Annotated in this window: 19 protein-coding genes; 7 read left to right on the top strand and 12 right to left on the bottom strand. The window is 49.0% G+C overall.

Translation table 11 applies throughout. From position 1 onward, the window contains the following. The first annotated feature begins 79 nt into the window (after positions 1–79). Both ACYVAD_RS22240 and ACYVAD_RS22235 read left to right on the top strand, forming a co-directional pair. Positions 80–1,117, top strand: coding sequence for a sensor histidine kinase (locus ACYVAD_RS22240; RefSeq protein WP_461141743.1), 1,038 nt, complete (start codon positions 80–82; stop codon positions 1,115–1,117). Positions 1,118–1,135: 18 nt separating this feature from the next. Continuing rightward, entirely contained in the window at positions 1,136–1,882 is a 747-nt protein-coding gene (locus tag ACYVAD_RS22235; RefSeq protein ID WP_461141742.1) for a LytR/AlgR family response regulator transcription factor, read from the top strand. On the opposite strand, the gene rodA is transcribed toward ACYVAD_RS22235, so the two are convergent. The 3 genes from rodA to ACYVAD_RS22220 form a co-directional block, all read right to left on the bottom strand. Beyond that, on the bottom strand, positions 1,883–3,163 hold the full coding sequence (gene rodA / locus ACYVAD_RS22230; protein ID WP_461141741.1) for a rod shape-determining protein RodA: 1,281 nt from the start codon (positions 3,161–3,163) through the stop codon (positions 1,883–1,885). A 61-nt stretch (positions 3,164–3,224) separates the two neighbouring features. After that, complete coding sequence (locus ACYVAD_RS22225) at positions 3,225–5,174, bottom strand: penicillin-binding transpeptidase domain-containing protein (RefSeq protein ID WP_461141740.1); 1,950 nt, start codon at positions 5,172–5,174, stop codon at positions 3,225–3,227. A 124-nt stretch (positions 5,175–5,298) separates the two neighbouring features. Further along, positions 5,299–6,321 carry an SMP-30/gluconolactonase/LRE family protein gene (locus tag ACYVAD_RS22220; RefSeq protein ID WP_461141961.1) on the bottom strand — a complete coding sequence of 341 codons (1,023 nt, stop codon included), beginning with the start codon at positions 6,319–6,321 and terminating at the stop codon, positions 5,299–5,301. A gap of 182 nt (positions 6,322–6,503) precedes the next feature. On the opposite strand from ACYVAD_RS22220, the gene ACYVAD_RS22215 reads away from it, so the two are divergent. Beyond that, complete coding sequence (locus tag ACYVAD_RS22215; protein ID WP_461141739.1) at positions 6,504–7,157, top strand: oxidoreductase; 654 nt, start codon at positions 6,504–6,506, stop codon at positions 7,155–7,157. Positions 7,158–7,159: 2 nt separating this feature from the next. Beyond that, positions 7,160–7,621 carry a GNAT family N-acetyltransferase gene (locus tag ACYVAD_RS22210; RefSeq protein WP_461141738.1) on the top strand — a complete coding sequence of 154 codons (462 nt, stop codon included), beginning with the start codon at positions 7,160–7,162 and terminating at the stop codon, positions 7,619–7,621. Between the two features lie 53 nt (positions 7,622–7,674). On the opposite strand, the gene atpH is transcribed toward ACYVAD_RS22210, so the two are convergent. The 6 genes from atpH to ACYVAD_RS22180 form a co-directional block, all read right to left on the bottom strand. Next, complete coding sequence (gene atpH, locus ACYVAD_RS22205; protein WP_461141737.1) at positions 7,675–8,214, bottom strand: ATP synthase F1 subunit delta; 540 nt, start codon at positions 8,212–8,214, stop codon at positions 7,675–7,677. A gap of 6 nt (positions 8,215–8,220) precedes the next feature. Continuing rightward, a complete protein-coding gene (gene atpF, locus ACYVAD_RS22200; protein ID WP_461141736.1) occupies positions 8,221–8,715 on the bottom strand; it encodes a F0F1 ATP synthase subunit B in 495 nt (164 codons plus the stop codon). Between the two features lie 170 nt (positions 8,716–8,885). Further along, positions 8,886–9,137 (bottom strand): ATP synthase F0 subunit C, encoded by a 252-nt coding sequence (gene atpE / locus ACYVAD_RS22195; RefSeq protein ID WP_410528597.1) that lies wholly within the window; start codon positions 9,135–9,137, stop codon positions 8,886–8,888. A gap of 88 nt (positions 9,138–9,225) precedes the next feature. Next, complete coding sequence (gene atpB, locus ACYVAD_RS22190) at positions 9,226–10,314, bottom strand: F0F1 ATP synthase subunit A (protein WP_461141735.1); 1,089 nt, start codon at positions 10,312–10,314, stop codon at positions 9,226–9,228. 19 nt (positions 10,315–10,333) lie between these two features. Further along, entirely contained in the window at positions 10,334–10,696 is a 363-nt protein-coding gene (locus ACYVAD_RS22185) for a hypothetical protein (RefSeq protein WP_461141734.1), read from the bottom strand. A 65-nt stretch (positions 10,697–10,761) separates the two neighbouring features. Further along, the gene (locus tag ACYVAD_RS22180; protein ID WP_461141733.1) at positions 10,762–11,034 is read right to left on the bottom strand and encodes an AtpZ/AtpI family protein; all 273 of its coding nucleotides are present in this window, start codon (positions 11,032–11,034) and stop codon (positions 10,762–10,764) included. Positions 11,035–11,151: 117 nt separating this feature from the next. Between ACYVAD_RS22180 and porW the strand changes: the two genes are divergently transcribed. The 3 genes from porW (at position 11,152) to uvrC (ending at position 17,818) form a co-directional block, all read left to right on the top strand. Continuing rightward, positions 11,152–13,398, top strand: a complete 2,247-nt coding sequence (porW, locus tag ACYVAD_RS22175; protein ID WP_461141732.1) for a type IX secretion system periplasmic lipoprotein PorW/SprE — start codon at positions 11,152–11,154, stop codon at positions 13,396–13,398. Positions 13,399–13,460: 62 nt separating this feature from the next. After that, complete coding sequence (locus tag ACYVAD_RS22170; RefSeq protein ID WP_461141731.1) at positions 13,461–15,818, top strand: penicillin-binding protein 1A; 2,358 nt, start codon at positions 13,461–13,463, stop codon at positions 15,816–15,818. Positions 15,819–16,006: 188 nt separating this feature from the next. Then, positions 16,007–17,818 (top strand): excinuclease ABC subunit UvrC, encoded by a 1,812-nt coding sequence (gene uvrC, locus ACYVAD_RS22165; protein WP_461141730.1) that lies wholly within the window; start codon positions 16,007–16,009, stop codon positions 17,816–17,818. 54 nt (positions 17,819–17,872) lie between these two features. On the opposite strand, the gene porN is transcribed toward uvrC, so the two are convergent. From porN to porL, 3 genes are all read right to left on the bottom strand, one after another. Further along, positions 17,873–18,913, bottom strand: a complete 1,041-nt coding sequence (gene porN / locus ACYVAD_RS22160) for a type IX secretion system ring subunit PorN/GldN (protein WP_461141729.1) — start codon at positions 18,911–18,913, stop codon at positions 17,873–17,875. A gap of 101 nt (positions 18,914–19,014) precedes the next feature. Next, entirely contained in the window at positions 19,015–20,610 is a 1,596-nt protein-coding gene (gene porM / locus ACYVAD_RS22155; RefSeq protein WP_461141728.1) for a type IX secretion system motor protein PorM/GldM, read from the bottom strand. A 106-nt stretch (positions 20,611–20,716) separates the two neighbouring features. Further along, a complete protein-coding gene (porL, locus tag ACYVAD_RS22150; RefSeq protein ID WP_461141727.1) occupies positions 20,717–21,541 on the bottom strand; it encodes a type IX secretion system motor protein PorL/GldL in 825 nt (274 codons plus the stop codon). Positions 21,542–21,564 lie beyond the last annotated feature (23 nt).

Raw genomic sequence — 21,564 nt, 5'->3', positions numbered from 1 at the left:
CCAAATTCGGTCGTTGGTCGATTCGTCTTGCGGCTATAGCCAATGGTGCGGTAGTTTGTACCCAATATTTTCTCGCTCTATGGCCAGCCAGCTACTTTCGTTTTTCGACTCCCGCGCCCGTGTCCGCAACTTGCTGTACATCCTGGTTTGGGCCGGTGCTCAGTTGAGTAATGCCTACAGCTCACAAACAAACGCCATCGAGTTCAACTCATTGGGTGTTTCGTTCAGTACTGCGTTCTGGCTGGCAACCTGGTTCGAGCACACGCAGGTTCTGAATCCGTTCATGACCCGGCGTCAGTGGCCGTTGGTACTACCCGGCACGGTCGGGGCGCTATTGGTTTTCTGCGCGACACGCTACCTAATCGAACAGAAAGTCTATTGGTACCTCCTGGACTTTACCAATTATCCACAAGACGTATCGATTCTGTACTACATCAAAGACAACGCGTACTTCATGCCCTCAGCCCTGGGGGTAAGTGCAGCGGCCAAACTGATTGACGACTGGCTGGCTCATCAGCAGGAACGTAAAGCCCTCGTTAGTGAGCGGAACCAGGCTGAACTCGCTTTTCTCAAATCGCAGGTAAACCCGCATTTTCTGTTCAATACGCTCAACAACATTTACGCGCTAACCTACGCCAAATCGGATGCAGCACCGGGCGCTATTCTGAAGCTATCGGAGTTGATGCGGTATATGCTGTATGACAGTACCACCGGTCCGGATAAAGTAGCGCTCGATAAAGAAGTGTCTCATCTGAAAAATCTTATTGAGCTCGAAAAGCTTCGGTTAACGCAGGATCACGTTGAGTTCACGATTGACGGGAATATTACCCTGTTTCGTATCGAACCCCTGCTGCTGGTTTCTTTCGTCGAAAATGCATTCAAGCACGGCGACCTGACCGACCCAAATCATCCCCTCGTGCTTGACTTAAGCGTTCAGAACGGTAGATTGCGCTTCGATACGCTGAACAAAAAAGCGATCCGGCAGACCGACGCGGTGGGTGGTATCGGGCTAGCAAATGTGCGTCGGCGGCTGCAATTACTTTATCCCGATCGCCATACGCTCCGCGTCATTGACGAACCGAGTAACTATGCCTGCTCGCTGGAAATAGAATTATAGCGGCTTAACACTAACTTTATGCGCTGTCTGATTGTCGACGACGAGCCTCTGGCCCATACCATACTAAGCGATTACGTTCAGAAGGTACCGTTTCTCACTCTCGTTGGAGCGACGACCAGTCCTATCGAAGCGCTGACGCAGGTACAGCGGGGCGAAGTCGACCTTTTGTTCCTGGATGTTCAGATGCCCGAACTGACGGGCATGCAGTTTCTGAATCTGCTTCGACGCGGGGTCGCGGGCCACGATTGCCGGGTAATTCTAACGACGGCTTACTCCGAATACGCCCTGGATGGTTATGAACACGACGTAGTGGATTACCTCCTCAAACCGATTTCCTTTGAACGGTTCTACCGGGCGGTACAGAAAATAATACCGTCGGTAGCAACGTCTGCTCCTGCCCCAGCGCTGGCTGATGGGTCAGGCCAAGTTCCTCCGACTACTTCGCCCGACGCCGTTCGTGATTTTATTTTTGTCAAGACGGACTATCGCCTGCAGCGAGTTAGCCTAAGCGAGATCCTATACGTTGAGGGCCTGAAAGATTACGTATCGATCTACACAACAAACGAGCGAATTCTGGCCTTGCAGACGATGAAAAACATGGACGAGAAACTCCCGACGAGTCAGTTCGTACGCGTTCACAAATCGTATATCGTCGCAGTTAGCCAGATCGAATCCGTCGAGCGCAATCGTATCTACATTGGCAAAGCTGTTATCCCCATCGGCGACACGTACCGCGATGCTTTCTTCAAGCATATCGACGGCTAATTACCAGCGCGATAGTGCCGTGCGTCGAGCGTCCAGCTTCAGGAAGATAAACAGCAGGATAGAAAACGACCAGAGTGATGACCCGCCGTAACTAAAAAACGGCAGCGGGATGCCAATAACAGGCATGAGCCCGATGGTCATGCCAATGTTGACCATGACGTGGAAAAAGATAATCCCCGCGACACAGTAACCGTACACCCGGGCAAATTTGCTTCGCTGCTTTTCGGCCAGAATAACGATTCGGGAAAGTAATCCAATAAACAAGGTGATTACGATGGCGCTACCGATGAAGCCATGTTCTTCGCCAATGGTGCAGAAAATAAAGTCGGTACTCTGTTCCGGTACAAAGTCGAATTTCGTCTGCGTGCCCTCCAGAAAACCTTTTCCTTCCAGCCGTCCTGAACCGATGGCAATTTTAGCCTGCGTTACGTTCCAGCCTACTCCCAGCGGGTCGATTGCCGGATCGACCAGCACTTTGATCCGGTTCCGCTGGTGTTTCTGTAAGACATCGTTTACGAAGAAATCGACCCCCGTTACGACCAACATCATAGCCACTCCAATGAGGCTCATCGACAGAATCGTACCTACGTTCCGGTTATAGCGTGGCATCAGCAGAACGACTAATACCAGCAGGACAACGATACCGATGAAGATGTATAGTTTGGGGAAGATCAGCGCCAGCACAAACAGAATCACTACGCCAATTCCTACCGATGGAATCCAGCCCGGCAACCCCTCCCGATAAAGCATAATAACAAACGATGCGAACACCAGCGTCGAGCCAGTTTCGTTCGATGCCAGAATCAGGATACAGGGTAGCAGGATAATGCCTCCGATGTATAGCAGGTCTTTGCCTTTGGAGAGGTTGATCCCCGGCACGTCCATGTATTTCGCGAGAGCCAATGCTGTGGCAACTTTGGAAAACTCAGCCGGTTGTATCAAAAACGATCCAAGCTTAAACCAGGATCGTGATCCTTTTACGTTCGATCCCGCTACCAGCACCAGCAGCAGCATGAAAATCATAAACGCGTAGATCAGATACGCGAACGAGTCGAAAAACTTGTGGTTGATCACCAGAATACAAATGATCAGGACGGCGGCCGTGCCGATCCACATCATTTGCTTTCCGGCATTGGTTGACATATCGAACAGGCTGGTATGGTCTTCCGGACTGTATACAGCGGCATAGACGTTGAGCCAGCCCAACGTTACACAGCCGAAATACAGGATCAGCGTTATCCAGTCTATCGGTTGCTGTAAGGGATCGTTATTACGCGACATGAATATAGTTGCCCTGACTGCTGTAGCAATCAGGCTTGATGGCGTTTGAGGTAATTTGTGCTTAGTTACCAGCTGCTCCAACAGCCGGGTTCGCCTTGGCCGGAGCAACTGTCATATATGGCTTAGGAGCGACTGGCTTCTGAGCCGAGTCATTTCTTGGCGCAGTTGGTTTTGGTTTGGCTACGGGCTTAACCGCCATCATGTAGTTTTTCGACTTCACGTAGGTGTCCAGCGCTTTGGCTTCCGTTTTACGTTTTAAATAACGCTCGGCTACCAGTGCCGCTACCGACGCAGCCGCATCACCACCCCAACCCGCGTTTTCGACAAACACCGCAACGGCAATTTTAGGATCATTCATTGGCGCGAAACCAACGAAGATAGAATGGTCAAACTTGTGACCAAACTTGGCGTTCTGAGCCGTACCGGTTTTCCCGCATAGGTCGATACCGTTGATGTTGGCCATGGCTTTTACGGTTCCACCCATAACGGCCCGGCGCATCCCATCAATTACGGGCAGGTAATACTGTCGATCAATTTCCGTTTCGTGCCGCTCCAGATACTTATTGGGGACGCCAACGCCTGCCTTACCAAAACCTCTGATGTAATGCGGAGCGATATACCAACCCCGGTTGGCAATCGTAGCGGCCAGATTAACTAGTTTGATGGGGCTAATCAATAATTCGCCTTCACCAATACTTAGAGAAGCCACGTTCGAAAATTTCCACGAATATTGCCCCTTATACCGCTTGTCGTAATCTTCTGTTACAGGTAGATTACCTTTTAATTCGCTGGGTAGGTCAACACCTAGTTTGGACCCGATACCAAACTTCTCCACCATCTTGTGCCACTCCTGCAAACCAATGGCAGACGCTTTGAATGTATTGGGATTGCCGTTGTGGTAGACAAATTTCCGGAAAACCTGATAGAAATACGGGTTACAGGAATTCTGGATAGCGCCCCGCAGATCGTTGCCGCCCCGGCAGTGGCACCGCATGGGCGACCCTGCGTGTCCATAGTGCGTATGCGGCAATAATGTCCCCTGCTGCTGAGCAATTAACGCCTGAATGAGTTTGAACGTCGATCCTGGTCGATAACTTGCCATAATTGGCCGGTTAATCAAAGGCTTATAGGGGTTTTTCAGCAGCATCCGGTAGTTCTTCGAGAAGCTCCGGCTCGACAGTAGGTTCGGGTCGTAGGTAGGGGCCGATACCGACACCAGAATTTCACCCGTGGATGGCTCGACGGCGATAACCGACCCCACTTTATTCTGCATTAGACTATCAGCGTACTTCTGTACCTCTACGTCGATACCCGTGATTAGATTTTGCCCCGATACTGCCAGCGTATCAAACTCCCCATTTTTCCAGGAGCCTTTGTTGATACCGTGTACATCGTGCATCACGAATTTAACACCCCGCCGACCACGTAACTGGTCTTCGTATTGCTCTTCCAGGCCATTATGCCCAATATAGTCGCCTTGTCGGTAGTAGGAGATTTCCTGGTTATCGAGCTGCTTTTTGGTAATCTCACTTACGTAGCCCAGCGCATTCGCCATCGTATGCGTCGGATACGTCCGCATAGAGCTGATGATTGGTTCGAAGCCGTGGTAATCGACTAACGCGTCCTGAATTCGGGCAAAATCTTCCTTTGATAGCTGCCGCATGAAGAGCGACGGCTTATTCATCGAATAGTTCTTTGCCAAGCCCATAATGCTGTCAAAATCCGATTGCGTGATGTTCAGCATCCGGCAGAAGGCCATAGTGTCGGTAACAACGGCTTTCTTGGGCGTTACGTACAGGTCGTAAACGGGCGTGTTATACACCATGAGCTGGTTGTTCCGGTCGTAAATCTGCCCCCGGTATGGTATTTCAACAACACGTTTGATTGAGTTTTTGGAAGCACCAAGCGAGTAGGTGTCATCCAACACTTGCAGATAAAACAACCGGGATAGATAGATCAGCCCGATTAAACAAAAGAAACCTATAATTGCGTACTTCCGATTCTCTAACATGAGAATATTCCTATAACCAAGCCACCCAGCCTTCTCTACAAAGTTAACGATTTGTATTTAACCAAGTTCGCATCCGGCTATCGGATACAAATTTTTTATTCGGTTTATCTCGCTGGTCTTCCGATCATTTGTCAGGCTTACTCGGAGGGAGTATACCCATAGCATTCGTCTTCAGTCTGCATAGATACATATCGGCGGTGATGTATAAGGTCGACCCGTCGTCCCCCCAGGCACAGTTAGCGGTAGCGCCACCCAGATTGATATGGCCCAGGAACTCCCCTGCGGGTGACAGAATCAGTACGCCGTTCCCACCGGTCACCCAAAGGTTACCCGCTTTGTCCACCTTCATCCCATCAAAACCACCTGACAAACCTTGCTTTTTCATTCCATCGGCCCCGAACACGACCCGCCCCTTCCCAACCGTTCCATCAGTTTGTAGGGGATACGCCATCACAACTGGTTTATCAGGATCAGACTGTGCTACGTAAAGCGTTTTTTCGTCCGGCGAAAGCGCAACGCCATTAGGCCGGCTCAAATCGCTGACAACCAAAGAAACGGTTCCTTTTCCACTTTTATCCCCTTTGGCCGCCGGAGCTATGCGGTACACGCCAAACACGCCCGTTTCCTGCGAGGGGTCTTTTTCTTTTTTAGGCATGCCGTACGGTGGATCGGTAAAGTAACAACTCCCGTTTGAGTGAGTGACTACGTCATTCGGACTATTGAAGCGTTTGCCTTCGTAATTGTCGGCCAGGGTTATTTTACCGCTGCTACCATCGAGGGGCAAGGCCGAAATACGCCGATCCCCATGTTCAGCGGCAATCAGTCGTCCAGCAACATCCAGGGTTAGCCCATTCGAGCCAGGCTCGTCGCTGTAAGGACCCAGCCCCGTATACCCAGACGGCTTCAAAAAAGGGGTTACTCCCTCTTTAGCGGTCCATTTGAAAATAGTATTCTGTGGTACGTCCGAAAATAGTAGGTAGCCTTCTTTCTCATTTTTTGTCGGTTTGATCCAGAGCGGCCCTTCGGTCCAGGTAAATCCACTAGCTAATACTTCAACACGAGCATCGCTGGGAATTAGCCTGTCAAGTCGTGGGTCGGCTCGAACAATGGTTCCGATCGTTGGATAAACTGTTGTTTGAGCATACATAAACGAACTATTTAGAAGCTGATAAAGAACACTGATCCAGAAAAAAAATGATCTCATATAGAATGATAGATAGGTACTAGTTTTATAGAAGCACACTTTCATAAGATAAAATTTGCCTGTATCCGATTTTGTTTAACTAGACTTCATCTAACTTGCGTAACTCCCTAGCCATAAGTTGCCAGATGACACCCACCAATAAAACAGCATTAGTAATCGGAGCCACTGGTCTGGTCGGTAATCTTCTGACGCACCAGCTGGTTGATTCGCCAATCTACGATAAGGTAAAAGTATTAGTCCGTAAATCCTTACCCTGGCAGCATCCGCGCCTACAGGAAGTTCAGTTTGACTTTGATCACCCAAACGGTTTGGTTACGCAGGCTGACGATATTTTCTGCTGTCTTGGAACAACCATCAAGAAAGCAGGTTCGCAAGAAGCCTTTAAGAAAGTGGATTACCAATATCCGCTCGACATCGCTCGTCTGGGGCTTGCAAATGGCGCCCGACAGTTTGCGATCGTGACAGCCATGGGCGCTGATTCAAAGTCGATGTTCTTCTATAATCGGGTCAAGGGCGATGTGGAACGCGATTTGGCAGCGTTGAACTATCCAACCTTATTGATCTTCCGACCATCGCTATTGATGGGAAACCGGCGTCAGGAAGACAGCCGGTTAGGCGAACGTGTAGCCGAGAAAGTAATGAGCTTCTTGAATCCTGTTATACCTGGTAGATTCAAAGGTGTACAGGCCAGTAAAGTTGCTAAGGCTATGCTGACCACAACCCAGCAGGGATTGGTGGGCAAGCACATCTTCGAATCCGACGAATTACAGAAGTTTTAGTCATGCTCCATACCGCGTCTGACTCGCTCCTGATCCGATCTGCTACGGTTGATGACCGGGACGTAGTGTACGAGTTTCTTTGTGAACTAGAAACAGAGATACTCGATCGACAGCGGTTCGATACCTGTTATGATCAAAATCTGGCGAATTCGATGGTCCACTATTTCGTCGCCGAGCTACCCGATACCAATGAGCCAGTTGGCTTTGTCAGCTGCCACATTCAGTATCTATTGCATCACACGGGCAAGGTAGGCGAGATTCAGGAGTTATTCGTTAAACCAGCACACCGAAGCCAGCAGATTGGTAAACAATTAATACGTGCGCTCATTGAATTAGCTGGCCAGCAAAACTTGGTAAATCTGGAAGTTACGACTAACCAAAAGCGGCTGGCCGCTATTCGATTTTATGAACGTGAACTCTTTAGGGTGACCCATTCGAAACTCGTCCGGGTCATTGGTAAGTAACAAAAAAGCCGCTCTCTTGGTAGAAAGCGGCTTTTGCGAGTTTACGTCTGTCTCTAGTTCAGGAACTGAAGACGAATTTCGTTGAGCTGATTTCGAATCGAACCATCGATTTGCTGATCGCCCACTCGAAGAACGTAACCTCCGATGAGCTTCGAATCGATTTTTTCGTCTAGTTCAACCCGCTTGCCGTTTGTGTAGCTAAGCACAATCTGTTTGAACCTCTCCCGTTGGGCATCTGTCAGCGGAACAGTTGTAACTACTGTAGCGCGGTTAACACCTTTTATCCGGTCGTACTGATTGATAAACTCGTCAGCAATAGCATCCAGAATACCTTCCCGGTTTTTCTTGCCCACGATGTCCAGAAACGTCATCGTTAAGGTATTGACCCGACTGCTGAAAATCTGTCGAATGACAGCACTTTTCTTTTCAGCCCGAACAATGGGATTTTTTAGCATCAGTCGCAGCGGCCGGCTTTGGGCCAGCGTCTGCTGAAACATCAGCATGTCTTTATAAATCGTTTCCAGCAGGTCTCTCTCCTGCGCCAAATCCAGCAGCGACTTGGCATAGCGGGCCGCAACCGTAGCAACTGCCATTATCGTTTAGTTTAAGCGTGAGTTTGAGACCAGATCCGTAACCAGTTTTTCCTGAGTAGCTTTATCATTCAGTTCTTTACGCAGCACTTTTTCAGCGATGTCCAGCGACAGCGTAACGACTTCTTTTTTCATTTGCACGATCAGCGCCTGCCGTTCGTTCTGCATAGCTTCCCGGTTTTGTTCCAGGATCCGGCGACCTTCGCTTTCAGCTTTATCGCGGGCTTCAGCCAGCATTTTGTCAGCCGTTTCTTTAGCAGCTCGCAGAATTGCTTCCCGTTCGGCGCGAGCCTCAGCCTGCATTTTTTCGTTGTTCGCCTTCAAAGCCGTCATTTCCGAGCGGGTTTTTTCGGCAAGGTCTAGTGCGCTCTGAATGTTGTCTTCACGCTCATGCAAACTTTCGGTAATGGGTTTCCAGGCGAAGGCGCGGAGCAACAGAAATAGAACTAGGAATACAACTACCTGCCAGAAGAGCAGTCCAATGTCGGGAGTAAGTAAGTCCATATGTGTGTAATTGTCAGAAAATCGATGAAATCAATCTTTTGTTGATTGAAAAGCGCCCACCCGGCGGCAACCCCGACCGGGCAGGCGATTCTCGAAAATTAGCGAACAGGGACGCCGATACCTAATGTAATCAGCCTGTTCAAAACGTACTGCTGCGGGATGCGGGCGACTTAGGCAGCCGTTGCAACCAGCAGACAAATAACAGCTGCGAACAGCGCAACAGCCTCAATCAGAGCCGCGATAACCAGCATGGCGGTTTGGATACGAGCAGCCGCTTCTGGCTGACGAGCAATAGCTTCCATAGCGCTACCACCGATACGACCAATACCCATACCAGCACCAATAGCAGCCAGACCAGCGCCCAGAGCGGCACCGAATACAGAAATGCTACCCGTAGCTTCCAACAGAAGAGCAAACAACATTGCGAACATGATAATCAAACAGATTTATTAAGTGAAACAAACAAAAGATTGCAAATCGACAATTGGACTGACTAACTACGCTTTCCGATTAGCCCAGTTCGGAAACGGTACCGTGTGCTTCGTCGTGGTGGTGATGTTCCTCCACGGCGCTGCCGATGTACATAGCGGTCAGCAGGGTAAAAATGAACGCCTGCAGGAACGCTACGATTAATTCGATAAAATTCAGGAACAGCGTAAAGAACATAACCACCGGGCTGATTGCCACACTTGTGGTTGCTCCCGCCAGCGCATTGGCCATAAAGATCAGACCCAGTAAGCTCAGGATTATGATGTGGCCAGCCGTGATGTTGGCAAATAACCGGACCATCAGCGAAATAGGCTTCATAAACACCCCTACGATCTCGACAGGAATCATGATCGGTAGGACGAACCAGGGGACACCTGGAGGGCTGATGATGTGCATCCAGTAGTTTTTGTTACCGCTGAACGTAACGATCAGGAAGGTCAGCACTGCTAGAGACAACGTAACGGCAATGTTTCCGGTCAGGTTAGCCGCCCCCGGTAGCAGCCCCAACAGGTTGTTAACCAGGATAAAGAAAAACAGCGTCAGCAGGTAAGGCAGGTATCGGCCGTAGTGGTGACCAATGCTTGGCTTGGCAATGTCATCCCGAACGAACAGAATGATTGGCTCCAACAAAGACTGCACTCCTTTCGGAGCTTTCCCTTTGTTTTTTGCGTAGCCGCGGCTAACGGTCGTAAATAACCAGAGCAGAATGACCGCACTCAGCAGCAACGAAGCTGTATTCTTGGTAATTGAGAAATCGTACAGTTTGACACCTTCTTCTACCTCGCCCGCTTCGTTTACGCGGTGGATTTTTCCGTGCTCCTGTTTGTAGCCATTGTAGACCTCGCCATGAGCCAGACGGGACGAAGAGAAAGCCTCTAAACCCCGATCGTCAGAATACAAAATTACCGGCAACGGAATCGTTAGCCCGTGAGCTAATTCCCAACCGTGTTCATCTTTAATGTGGTGCATAATCATTTCACCTACATTAAATCCTTCCTTCTTCTGTGGCGCTTCGCCCTCGTGTCCGTGCTCCTGCGCCTGAACAAACACTAACGAACTAAAAACGAGCGCAATAGCTAATAAAAATTTATCTAAAACCGAACGCATCATATGATGAGAATGACCTTTGTTACGAATCGCGTCGCAAGTTACGACTAAGCCCCCAAATCTCAAAGCTCGTGTAACATATATATAGTACAAGAAATGTGATGACGAAGAGTCGACGCTGCTCGACGTTCTGATAGAGGAAAAAACCAACGAACACAAAGCTCAACACCAGCCGTATAACCGTAGCCGCTAAGTATAAGGTAATGAACCGTTCAGGATTAGCCTGTAAACCAGACTCAACTAATCGATGTAGCAGAAATGAAACACTTATAAAGAAGAGTAATAACACTTTCCAACTAGGATGAACCCAGGTAGCCGCCAGATATTGTTCGGCTACGAAAAATACAATCGCCAGTAGAAGCGTGAACAGGATGGTACGCAACATAAGTATTAGTATGCGGATCAGACGTAACAATGACTACCGGTTGATAGCCGCCGTCAATCCCACACTTATTTTTGGGTGATTTGACGAATGAATAAATAAAGGGACGCACCAATCGCCGTCAATGCCAGCACAATTGTCCAGATGGGGCGCTGGTTTTGTTGCCACTCGTCAAGTTTCATCCCGCCCCAGACACCCAATCCAATGGTGCCCAGCATCTGGAAAGCAATACCACTGTACTGAGCGATTGACCGACTTTTTTCGGTGGTGGTTTGCAGTGGCGTCTTCTTGTGGGGCTCACTGGAACGGTTTTTGTCGGACTGATCGGACGAGTTTTCCATCGATTTGAGTAGTTCTACACGCTAGAAAAATGCAAAATTCGTTAATTTGGCCTAACGTTCCATAATGCCAGCATAGCCTGGGTCGTTTTAATGCAAATGCCTACGCATTCTTTTCGCATGTCCCGCTTGCTTTATCATCGTTTCCCGTCATTAATCGCGGTTTTCGTGCTGTTGTTGGGCGGTTTACTTTCCTGCTCTCAACATAGCTCAAAACCCCTTAGTAAAGGCTACCACAATTTAAACGCGCACTTTAACGCGTATATCATCGCCCGTGAGCAGATCGACGGAGCCGAACAGGTTTTATTTAAATCCCGACAGGAGAACTACAATCAACTCCTTCCAATCCTGCTGCCTGTCGATTCACTGTTTGCTCAGCCTGTCAAGCCGCAACTTGATGACGCAATTAAGAAAGCATCGTTGATCCCCGAACGTCACCAGAACAGCAAATGGGTCGATAATGCGTATATTCTTATTGGCCGGGCACGCCTACTGAAACAGGACCTGCCTAACGCGATTGAGGTGTTTAAATACGTCAATACAAAAGGAACCAGCGAAGAAGACAAGCACACGGCACTGGTTTATCTGATGCGGGCGTATACCGAAGCGGGTGATTATACCAACGCACAGAATGTAGGTGAGTACCTGCGTACGCAACCATTGAATAAAACAAACACGCGCGACTTTTACCTGACCAAGGCGTATATGCACGAACGGGAGGGGGAATACCTGATCGCTGCTGGCGTACTGGAAGCTACGTTTCCAATGCTGAAGAAAGGTGAGTCTACGGCGCGGCTTCATTTGATTGCTGGTCAACTTTACGACTTGCTGGGTCAGCCCAAGAAAGCCCTTGAGCAATACACTAAAGTAAATAAGTCTGGGCCAAGCTACGACCAGTCGTTTTACGCCAATCTGTATTCGATTCAGAGTAATGGTTTGTTGGGCGATTCCAAACGAGCTTCTGAATCGGCTGCTTTGTTTAACGAAATGCTGAATGATCGGAAAAACGTCGATCTAAAAGATAAGATATATTACACGATGGGCCTGCTCGAAGCCCGGAGTGGACGCATTGACCAGGCCATTAACTTTTACAAACTGTCTATCCAGTCAGCAGGTGGTACTAACGCCCAGATTCCGCAGACGTACGCTGAAATCGGTCGCTTGTATTTCGAAAAGAAGTCGGATTACGTTCGGGCGAAAGCTTATTACGATAGTGCGATGGCACTCCTCCCCCAGCAATCACCGAACTACGCTGCCCTAGCCGCCCGGAAGAAAGTACTGGACGAATTTGTGCTCTACAGCACGACGGTTCGGACGGACGACAGCCTGATTAATCTGGCAGGGATGAAATCCTCAGAATTGAACCGCATGCTGGACAACATCCTCGATAAGCAGGAGAAAGAAGAAAAAGCACAGCAGGCTATCGCTCAACAGATTGCGGATCAGGCAGCCAGCGGTACTATTTCCAACGTACCAGGCGCCACAAACTCAAATCTTCCTCCCGCCGAACGGTGGGCTTTATATAATCCCATTGCCATGAGTCAGGGACGCCAAGAATTCTCAGTCCGCTGGGGAAATCGTCCGCTGGAAGATAACTGGCGTCGGAGCAACAAGGACGCTTCGGCATCAGTACCCGGTGTCAACAGCCCGCTGAATACCAACCCTGCGGCAGATGCTATCAATCCAAATGCGCCGTTACAACAGCCGGATGCGCCCAATGCGGTAGCGAACGCTGATAATTCATCCGCTGCCCGGCAAGCGAAGAAAAAGGCGATGATGGCCAAGATTCCCTTTTCGCCTGCCGCCCAAATTCAGGCCAGCCAACGTATCGAAAATGCGCTTTATCAACTAGGGAAACTTTACAAGTTTGACTTAGATAAGCCTGCCGAAGCTATTTCAACGTTCGAGCAACTGCTGAAACGCTATCCCAATACGTTACAAAAACCGGAAATTTATTACCTACTTCACCTGTCTAACGAACAACTGGCGAGAGCATCGGACTGGAAAGATCAGCTTCTACTTGAATTCCCGAACACGTCGTACGCCCGGCTGGTGGGCCGGAGTAGCGGAAAGACCAGTGGTTCTGAAGCGCAAGCAGTAGCAGCATACACGCAGATTTACGACCTTTACAAAGCGAACAACCCTACCGAAGCGCTGGCTCGTGCGGATAATGCGCTCAGCACATTTGCGGGTACGCAGTTAGAAGACAAGCTGGCCTTGCTGCGGGTCATTCTGATTGGTAAAGTGCAGGGCGTCGATCCTTACCGCCAGGCACTGAACGAATTTGTTCGCGATTATCCTGGTAGTCAGTTGCTAACCCGCGCTAAAGAGATGCAGGCACTAGCCAACCAATCGGCTCAAAAATAAACTTGACAATGGTCAATCAATCGTAGACCAGTCGCATTACTCGCGGGAAACCGCCCTAAGTTATGTCCATATTTTCACCCGGTACTTACCGGCCTCTTATTAAAATACTCTGGCGCCTTACGTTAACCGGTGTTGTTCTGCTGGTTCTTTACGTCGTTGCCGTCAGCTACAATTTCCTGTGGCTATTCGGAGGAATGCCCAGTCTGAAAGCACTCGAAAACCCAAAAAGCGAGGAAGCGTCGGAGGTGTACACGGCCGACAATCAGCTGCTGGGTAAGTATTACGTCGAAAACCGAACGCCTATTGAGATTTCACAGGTATCGCCCAACGTCACGTCGGCTTTGCTGGCAACAGAAGATGCCCGTTTCATTAAACACGCTGGTATTGATCCCCGGTCGCTGTTCCGGGCTGTTGGCGGTTTTGTTACGTTCAAGGATGCATCCAGTTCAGGTGGGGGCAGTACGTTAACGCAGCAGACAGCCAAGAACCTGTTTGATACCCGCCGGGAGGAATTAAGGGGCCCGTTAGGTGACATCCCTCTAGTGGGTCTGGTCATCGCAAAAACCAAGGAGTGGATTCTGGCGGTACGACTGGAACGAAACTATACCAAACAGGAGGTCATGATGATGTACCTCAACACTGTTTCCTTCGGGAATAATACGTATGGCATCAAGACTGCGGCTAAAACCTACTTCAGCAAAGAGCCCTGGCAATTATCGGTTGAAGAAGCGGCTTTGCTGGTAGGGCTGCTCAAAAATCCGACACTCTACAATCCACGGCTGTTTGAAGAACGGGCCAGGGACCGCCGGAACGTTGTTCTGGGCCAGATGAGAAAATACGGTTTTCTAACCGAAGAACAGTTCGTTACGTATAAGAGCAAGCCGCTCAAACTCGATTTCAGCATCGAGAATCAGAACACAGGGATGGCGGCCTACTTCCGGTCTGTAATTCGGGATGACATTAAACAGTGGATTCGGCAGTACAACGAAGAGAACCCGGGCGCTGAGCTTGACCTCTATACCAGTGGTCTGAAAATATACACAACCATTGATTCCCGCATGCAGGCCTACGCCGAAGAGGCTGTCATGGCTAACATGCGCGATCAGCAAAAGAAGTTCTACGAGCACTGGCGGGGCCGTAACCCCTGGGTTAAACAGGATGACCGCAGCAAGAAATACGTCGAGATTCCAGGCTTTATTGAGGAGCGGGCCAAGCGAACAACCCGCTACAAGCAATTAAAAGCAGGTTACGGCGACGACGAAGCCGCCATTTGGCGCGAAATGCGTCGGCCAATCAAAATGAAGGTGTTTGTTTACGGTGGCCGCCGGAACGAGAAAGATACCACGATGAGTCCGCTGGATTCGATCAAGTATTACAAACGACTATTAAACACCGGTTTCATGTCGATGGACCCTCGATCGGGTCACGTAAAAGCTTGGGTAGGCGGTATCAACTTCAAACACATGAAGTTCGATCACGTGCGACAAAGCCGTCGGCAGCCGGGTTCGACGTTTAAGCCATTCGTGTATCTGACAGCCATGGATCAGGGCTTCGTCACCCCCTGTAGCCACATCACGGATCAGCCAACAACGTTTGCCCACGGCGAGGACAATAACAACGGTCCAGCTTGGACGCCTAAAAACTCGACGGGGCGATACAGCTTCCGTAGTTTGTCATTACGTGAAGCCCTTGGTCAGTCGATCAACACGGTTAGCGCTCAGCTGATCAAAAAGACCCGGGCGGGAGCAGTTATCAAATACGCTCATGAGATGGGTATTCAGAGCAATGACTTACGCGAAGACCCTACCCTTTGCCTCGGTACCAGCGACGTATCGGTCTACGAAATGGTGGCCGCCTACTGCGCTTTTGCCAATGGGGGAACGCGCGTTCGTCCCATGGTGATCTGGCGAATTGAGGATAAGAATGGCAACGTACTGAAGAAGTTCACCCCAGACGCCAACCAAGTTATCAGCGCTAACCGGGCTTATGAAATGTTGCATCTGATGCGGGGAGCAGTGGAAGAACCCAGCGGTACAGCTCAACGGTTACGGACGCAATACAAACTGCTGGAAGGCGGTAACGAGATTGCGGCAAAGACAGGAACGACTTCGAACTACTCCGATGCCTGGTTTATGGGTATGACGCAGAATCTGGTATCTGGCCTTTGGGTAGGTGGCGATGACCGGTCGATTCACTTCCGGTCAATCGAACTGGGTCAGGGCGGCCGTATGGCGATGCCAGCCTGGGCCATGTACATGCAGAAAGTTTACAAAGATCCGACGCTGACGAATTACCGCCCCGAGCCATTCCGCAAACCAAACAACTTCAAGATCGACTGTGGTGGGGTGTATATCGATTCTGCGCAGCGGTACATTCCGCCTAAAGTAGCACCCGAAGTTGAAGACGAAATGCTTCAGTAGTGGCATCTAGGATAGAAGTTAGAAGAAGGCGGTAAAACTCTCTGGAGTACTTTGCCGCCTTCTTTGCTGTTGTAAAGGCAGCAACCTTTAGCCATCATATCTTGTTAATTTAGCAGGCAAGCCGGTGTCTTTTTTTGACATTCGTATGGCTTGCCTCCTATTTCATCTCGACTCATATCCTCGCTCCTGTGGCCGATTTTGATTATAAGAAAGAGCTGGCAAAAGTGCCTCATGAACCTGGCGTTTATCGGTATTTTGACGCGACGGGTGAGGTTATCTACGTTGGCAAAGCCAAAGATTTAAAGAACCGGGTAAGTAGCTATTTTACTAATTCCCGGCAGCATGATCGTAAGACATTACGTCTGGTCAGTCAGATCCGGAAGCTGGAATTTACTATCGTCCATACCGAATTCGACGCCCTACTGCTGGAGAATCAGTTGATCAAGCGTTATCAACCTAAGTACAATATTTTGCTGCGTGACGACAAGACATACCCCTTTGTCTGCGTAACCAACGAGCATTTCCCCCGGGTTATCACCACTCGTAGTGTTGATCGCAAGCTGGGTACGTTTTACGGTCCATTTGCGAATCTGAAACCAATGTACACAGTGCTGGATATGTTCAGCCAGCTGTTTACAATCCGTACCTGTAATTACAACCTTGCTCCTGAAAACATCGAAGCGGGCAAATATAAAGTTTGCTTAGAGTACCACATTGGGAATTGTAAAGGTCCCTGCGAAGGCAAACAAGCCGAGGCTGACTACAACAAAGACATTGAGCAGGTTCACCATATTCTGAAAGGAAATTTAAAGCCCGCGCAGGAGTACTTCAAAGGTCGCATGGTTGATGCGGCTAACGAATTAGCGTTCGAACAGGCGCAGCAGTACAAGGAGCGGATCGACGTGTTGCAGCGGTTTCAGAGTAAATCGACGGTTGTTAACCCCAAAATTGCCGATGCGGACGTTTTCTCCATTGCATCTGATGAAACATCTGCTTACGTCAACTTCATGAAGGTGGTCAATGGTACCATCGTTCAGGCGCAGACGGTTGAGGTCAAGAAGAAGCTGGAAGAAACTGATCCAGATTTGCTGGCTATGATGATTGTGGAGTTCCGGAGCCAGTACGGCAGCAAGGCTAAGGAAATCATCTCCAACATTCCTCTGGACGTTGATTTACAGGCAGAGGTTACGATACCACAGATTGGCGATAAGAAAAAGCTGCTGGACATGTCGCTCAAGAACGTACTGTATTTCCGGCGGGAACGTCAGGAGCGTGCTGCTGCTGAAGCGACGGCTAACGCCAGTAAGAAAGACAGAGTGCTGATTCGATTAAAGCAAGATCTACAGTTGAAGAGTATTCCAAACCGCATTGAGTGTTTCGATAACTCGAATATTCAGGGTACTAACCCCGTTTCAGCGATGGTTTGCTTTATTGGTGGCAAACCTGCTAACAAGGAATACCGGCACTTCTCGATCAAAACTGTCATTGGTCCAAACGATTTTGCCAGTATGTACGAGGTGGTCACACGTCGGTATACCCGCGTACTGGAAGAAGCAACTGGCCTGCCTGACTTGATTGTTATTGACGGTGGTAAAGGTCAACTCAGTGCCGCCTGCGATGCTCTCAAAGCGCTTGATTTATATGGTAAAGTCCCTATAATAGGGATTGCCAAGCGACTGGAGGAAATCTATTTTCCAGAGGACAGTTTACCTTTATACATTGACAAAAAGTCTGAATCACTTAAGCTGATTCAGCGTATACGGGATGAAGCCCACCGCTTTGCTATTACGTATCACCGTGACAAACGTAGCCGCAACAGTCTGATCAGCGAGCTTGAAAACGTAGAAGGTATTGGCAAAAAAACGGCTGCAAAGCTGCTTAAACACTTCAAAGGGGTCAACAAGATTCGTGAAGCGCCGTTCGATGAGGTCGCTGAATTAGTTGGCAAAGACCGGGCAAACAAGCTGAAAACCTATTTCGAAACGCTGGAGAGTGCTTAAAACAAAAGGGCAACTATCTGTAGATAGTTGCCCTTTTGTTTTAAGCACTTAGTCTTAGTATTCCCAGAGGCTATGCTCGGTTTCCATCAGTTCGTACTCCGTTTGGTATGATTTCAGCAGACCTTCACGATCACCATACATACCAACTAAGTCCGTATCACCAGGGTTAGCCACTTTCGTAATCCGGCCGTAGAACAAACGGAGATCAAAAGCATCTGCCAGGTTTTTGTGCTGAGCCTGATTTTGTGGGTTATACCAGATAAATTTCTTCGGATCGCTACGGAATAGTTGATCCAGATCTTTGTATTTAAACGTCGCCAAGGGCGTTTCGACGCCGGCCGTATTCTTGTCAGAAGGCAAGTAAATTGTTACCGTCTGAATATCGTAATACAGGCGCGAGCGTTTACGGTCAAAAATCCAGTCTTCTTTTATTTCAAGGATGTTAAACTCCTTAGCGAAATATTCGTCACCCTGAAACGCCGGAGCTTTAGCAACCGTATCTACTTTTGGAGCTTCTTCGATAACGGGAGCTGTTTTAGCACCTTTTTTACCTTTGGCGTTCTTCGCTACAGTTTTCTTTTTAGGAGCAGGCGCTCCCCAACCGTCATCAGCAGGCTGTGCTTTCTTAGCTGCAGGCGCTCCCCAGCCATCATCAGCTGCTTTTTTAGCGGCAGGTTTTTTGGCATCTCCCCAGCCATCGCCAGTTGTGCTACCAGCGGCTTCGTTACCAAAACCCGCTGCGATTTCTTCAGCTGATAAGCCTCCACCCGCATTCGGAACCAACAGTCGCTCATGAAACTTCTCAGGAGCTAACTTAGTCGTAACTGAGTCGTTAGCATAAGCGTCAATGAGTCCTGACTTTACAGCTTCAATCAGATACTTAGTAATCTCATTATTTTTCGAAAACATCGACTGATTTTGTTTCTCCTTCAGGTCAATCCGACGCCAAAGGGTCTTCTTCATCATGATGTCATTCTCATCGACGGCACGAACAGACAGCGAATTCTTGCCAGTGCTCGCTTTTTCCTGAGCTATTGCTCCTCCGGCCACTGCCAACATCACAGTTGCGATAGCTGCCGTTCTAAACTGTATCATGTTATTTCTTTGTGTTTAACTGTGTCTGTACAACGACTTATCGCACGGTTTAGTGTCTTAGCATCGAAAATGAAAATCTCGTTTTCGATGCTAAAAGCCAACTAGTTAAGCGGGATAATAAACGTTGGTCGTCCCATAGGGACATCGCTGATATTCCCCTGAAAGTTACGGCGTTGAACACCTTCTACTTCAACTACGTAACGATCGCCAGGTTGTGCTTCCGCAGCTAATGAACCTAACGAACCGCCACCTGAGCCTAACGACACAGGACTACCTACACGGCGGCTTCCGCGGGCCAGTGACACGGTAATTCCTGAGACACGGAAGTTGGCGTCATCCGGTGAATAGTTACGAAAACTTTCATCTGGTAGTGCGTTAACACGTATGCTACGCACCGCTGATACAGACATTCCCCGACGCTCATCCACTTTGGAACCACCTGCATACACCTCTAGTGTTGGACGAGGTACTTTGTTCACACGGAAATCATTCTTTCCTAGCAGACTACCAGCATTGCTTACATTAAGCGTTACGCGGTTTGAACTTGGTACGATAGTAATCTTTCCTTTCTCTCCCGACTGAATAACCGAAGCTCCATCTGCTGAGAAGCTTGGATTCCAAAGTGCGCCTAACTGTGGGCTTTGAACGCTTAGCTTGTTTGCGCAACCCAGATATAATGGAGGGAATGAGCCCGACTCGATTTCGTATGATGGTTTAGCAACGAAATACTCCCGGTTGAACGTAACGGTTTTGTTTTCGCCGTTTGGCTGCATGTACGAGATCGAACCATTCAGCGTACGTTTCGACAAACCATTTTTGTCGTATGAACCACCCTGTGCGGTGAATTCGATAAGACCCTGTCCGTCCTGTACACGCACTGGGCCACCGTTCAAGCTCATTCGGGGCTGAATTCCGGACGAAGAAGCTGCCAGGAACATTTCACCTTTAAACTTGGTGCCCGCGACAATCACCTTCGAGTCCATGCTGAGCATGGCTAGAATTTTGTCAAACTTAACATCCTGTGCCCCCACTTTGCTGGCCAAGGCGTCAAGTACTTCACCTTCAATCCGGCGAACGTCTGTTTGACGCTGGCTTAGTACAGCTAATGCAGCCGGAACTGGCGTCTGCGCGAAGTTTAATTCACTGAAATCTTTTAACCGTTGGTCTGGAGATCGGTTCGTAACGGGATCGTCTTTACCATCAAGCGCCAGCGACGCATACTTAGCATTTGTATATTTCGCCACTCCGTTGGTATAATTATCCAGTTTCGTTTTCAAAGCGTAAGCTTCGCCATTCCGGTTACCACCGATCATGATCTGAGCGACTTTTTCTTCCTCGCTCATGTTGCGAATCACGCCAGCTTCGTCAACGCCACCACCAGCTTCGGCAATGATCCGATCTTTAAGGGCGTCAATATCCCCGATTAGTTTCGACGTCTGATTACGTACTTCCGTTGCCTGTTGAACAATAGCTAAGTCATTAGCCCGGTTCCCCGATTTCTCAACCGTTGCCCGAATGTTGTCGAGCGTTGCCTGGTTTACCCGGTTAGCGGCCCCAGTCGACTGCTCCAGGCTGTTATTTAATAGGACGAATTTTTCCAGAATAGCGGAGGTGACCTGCAACGCTAGCAGAGCGGTCAATACCAGATACATCATCCCGATCATCTTCTGACGGGGTGACTCTTTTGTGCCTGCCATAAACTATGGTGGTGCTATGTAAAAATGTGAGGTTAGATCTTCTTACAGGATAGTGATGTTCAGTCGCAGCACTTCTCACTGCGACTGAATAGTGTCTATTGCCTGTTTATTTCGTGACGGTGCCACGCATGGCTGTTAGCATGCTACCGTATACGGTGTTCAACGACGCCAGGTTACCTGTCAGCTTGGCCATTTCGTTTTTAAACTGCTGCGCATCGCGGCTAGCATCGGCCATGTTCTCCATCGCCGACGTCAGGTTACCGTAGAAAGCGTTCATGGCTTTCAGGTGTTTGTTCGTATCCTGTAGCTCCAGTTCATAGACGGCGTTTAGAGCGCCCATGTTCTTGGTTACTTTCTGGAATTGATCACGATAATCTTTTGCTTCCGTTGTTGCATCGGCCATCGAGTTCATCGCAGTAATGGCGGTGCCATACGACTTGTTCATCTCGCTGATCGACGATGATGCTGATTTTACGTTGCGGGCGTAATCGTTTGTTGCTACCGTAGCGTCTGTTAGATCGGTTAGTTTCGATACAGTGTCATTCAGGTTGCGGAAACCCGAACCCAGTCTTTCGAAAACATCAGGCGTAACTTTTGCCTGTGCCAGCATCTGATCCATGTTACCAGTCAGGCCATTCGTCTGTGGCGCTGGTTTACGAGCTTCACCTTTGTAGTCATCAGCTAATTCTGGATAAACACGCTCCCAGGCATATGCTTCCGACGATGACGAAGCTGGGAAAATAAAACTTTGAATAGCGTAAAGTCCGAAAATAACGGCTTCAGTAATCAGACCGGCAGTAAGCAACCAGCCTAACGAATTGATATGTTGAATTTTAGCCATTGCCCCCAATACGACGACGGCGGCCCCGGCACTATAAATGGTTGGTACTAAACGATCCCAAAAAAAATTCGTGGACTTTGCGGCTGCCATGATTAGCGATTGTTGGATGGAAC

The organism is Spirosoma pomorum (assembly GCF_054776615.1).
This window is presented reverse-complemented; position numbering and strand designations above follow the sequence as displayed.

Bases quoted from the DNA above. Each gene is read 5' to 3' on its own strand.
- ACYVAD_RS22240 (WP_461141743.1), top strand. From the start codon at position 80: ATGGCCAGCCAGCTACTTTCGTTTTTCGACTCCCGCGCCCGTGTCCGC.
- ACYVAD_RS22235 (WP_461141742.1), top strand. From the start codon at position 1,136: ATGCGCTGTCTGATTGTCGACGACGAGCCTCTGGCCCATACCATACTA.
- rodA (WP_461141741.1), bottom strand. From the start codon at position 3,163: ATGTCGCGTAATAACGATCCCTTACAGCAACCGATAGACTGGATAACG.
- ACYVAD_RS22225 (WP_461141740.1), bottom strand. From the start codon at position 5,174: ATGTTAGAGAATCGGAAGTACGCAATTATAGGTTTCTTTTGTTTAATC.
- ACYVAD_RS22220 (WP_461141961.1), bottom strand. From the start codon at position 6,321: ATGTATGCTCAAACAACAGTTTATCCAACGATCGGAACCATTGTTCGA.
- ACYVAD_RS22215 (WP_461141739.1), top strand. From the start codon at position 6,504: ATGACACCCACCAATAAAACAGCATTAGTAATCGGAGCCACTGGTCTG.
- ACYVAD_RS22210 (WP_461141738.1), top strand. From the start codon at position 7,160: ATGCTCCATACCGCGTCTGACTCGCTCCTGATCCGATCTGCTACGGTT.
- atpH (WP_461141737.1), bottom strand. From the start codon at position 8,214: ATGGCAGTTGCTACGGTTGCGGCCCGCTATGCCAAGTCGCTGCTGGAT.
- atpF (WP_461141736.1), bottom strand. From the start codon at position 8,715: ATGGACTTACTTACTCCCGACATTGGACTGCTCTTCTGGCAGGTAGTT.
- atpE (WP_410528597.1), bottom strand. From the start codon at position 9,137: ATGTTGTTTGCTCTTCTGTTGGAAGCTACGGGTAGCATTTCTGTATTC.
- atpB (WP_461141735.1), bottom strand. From the start codon at position 10,314: ATGATGCGTTCGGTTTTAGATAAATTTTTATTAGCTATTGCGCTCGTT.
- ACYVAD_RS22185 (WP_461141734.1), bottom strand. From the start codon at position 10,696: ATGTTGCGTACCATCCTGTTCACGCTTCTACTGGCGATTGTATTTTTC.
- ACYVAD_RS22180 (WP_461141733.1), bottom strand. From the start codon at position 11,034: ATGGAAAACTCGTCCGATCAGTCCGACAAAAACCGTTCCAGTGAGCCC.
- porW (WP_461141732.1), top strand. From the start codon at position 11,152: ATGTCCCGCTTGCTTTATCATCGTTTCCCGTCATTAATCGCGGTTTTC.
- ACYVAD_RS22170 (WP_461141731.1), top strand. From the start codon at position 13,461: ATGTCCATATTTTCACCCGGTACTTACCGGCCTCTTATTAAAATACTC.
- porN (WP_461141729.1), bottom strand. From the start codon at position 18,913: ATGATACAGTTTAGAACGGCAGCTATCGCAACTGTGATGTTGGCAGTG.
- porM (WP_461141728.1), bottom strand. From the start codon at position 20,610: ATGGCAGGCACAAAAGAGTCACCCCGTCAGAAGATGATCGGGATGATG.
- porL (WP_461141727.1), bottom strand. From the start codon at position 21,541: ATGGCAGCCGCAAAGTCCACGAATTTTTTTTGGGATCGTTTAGTACCA.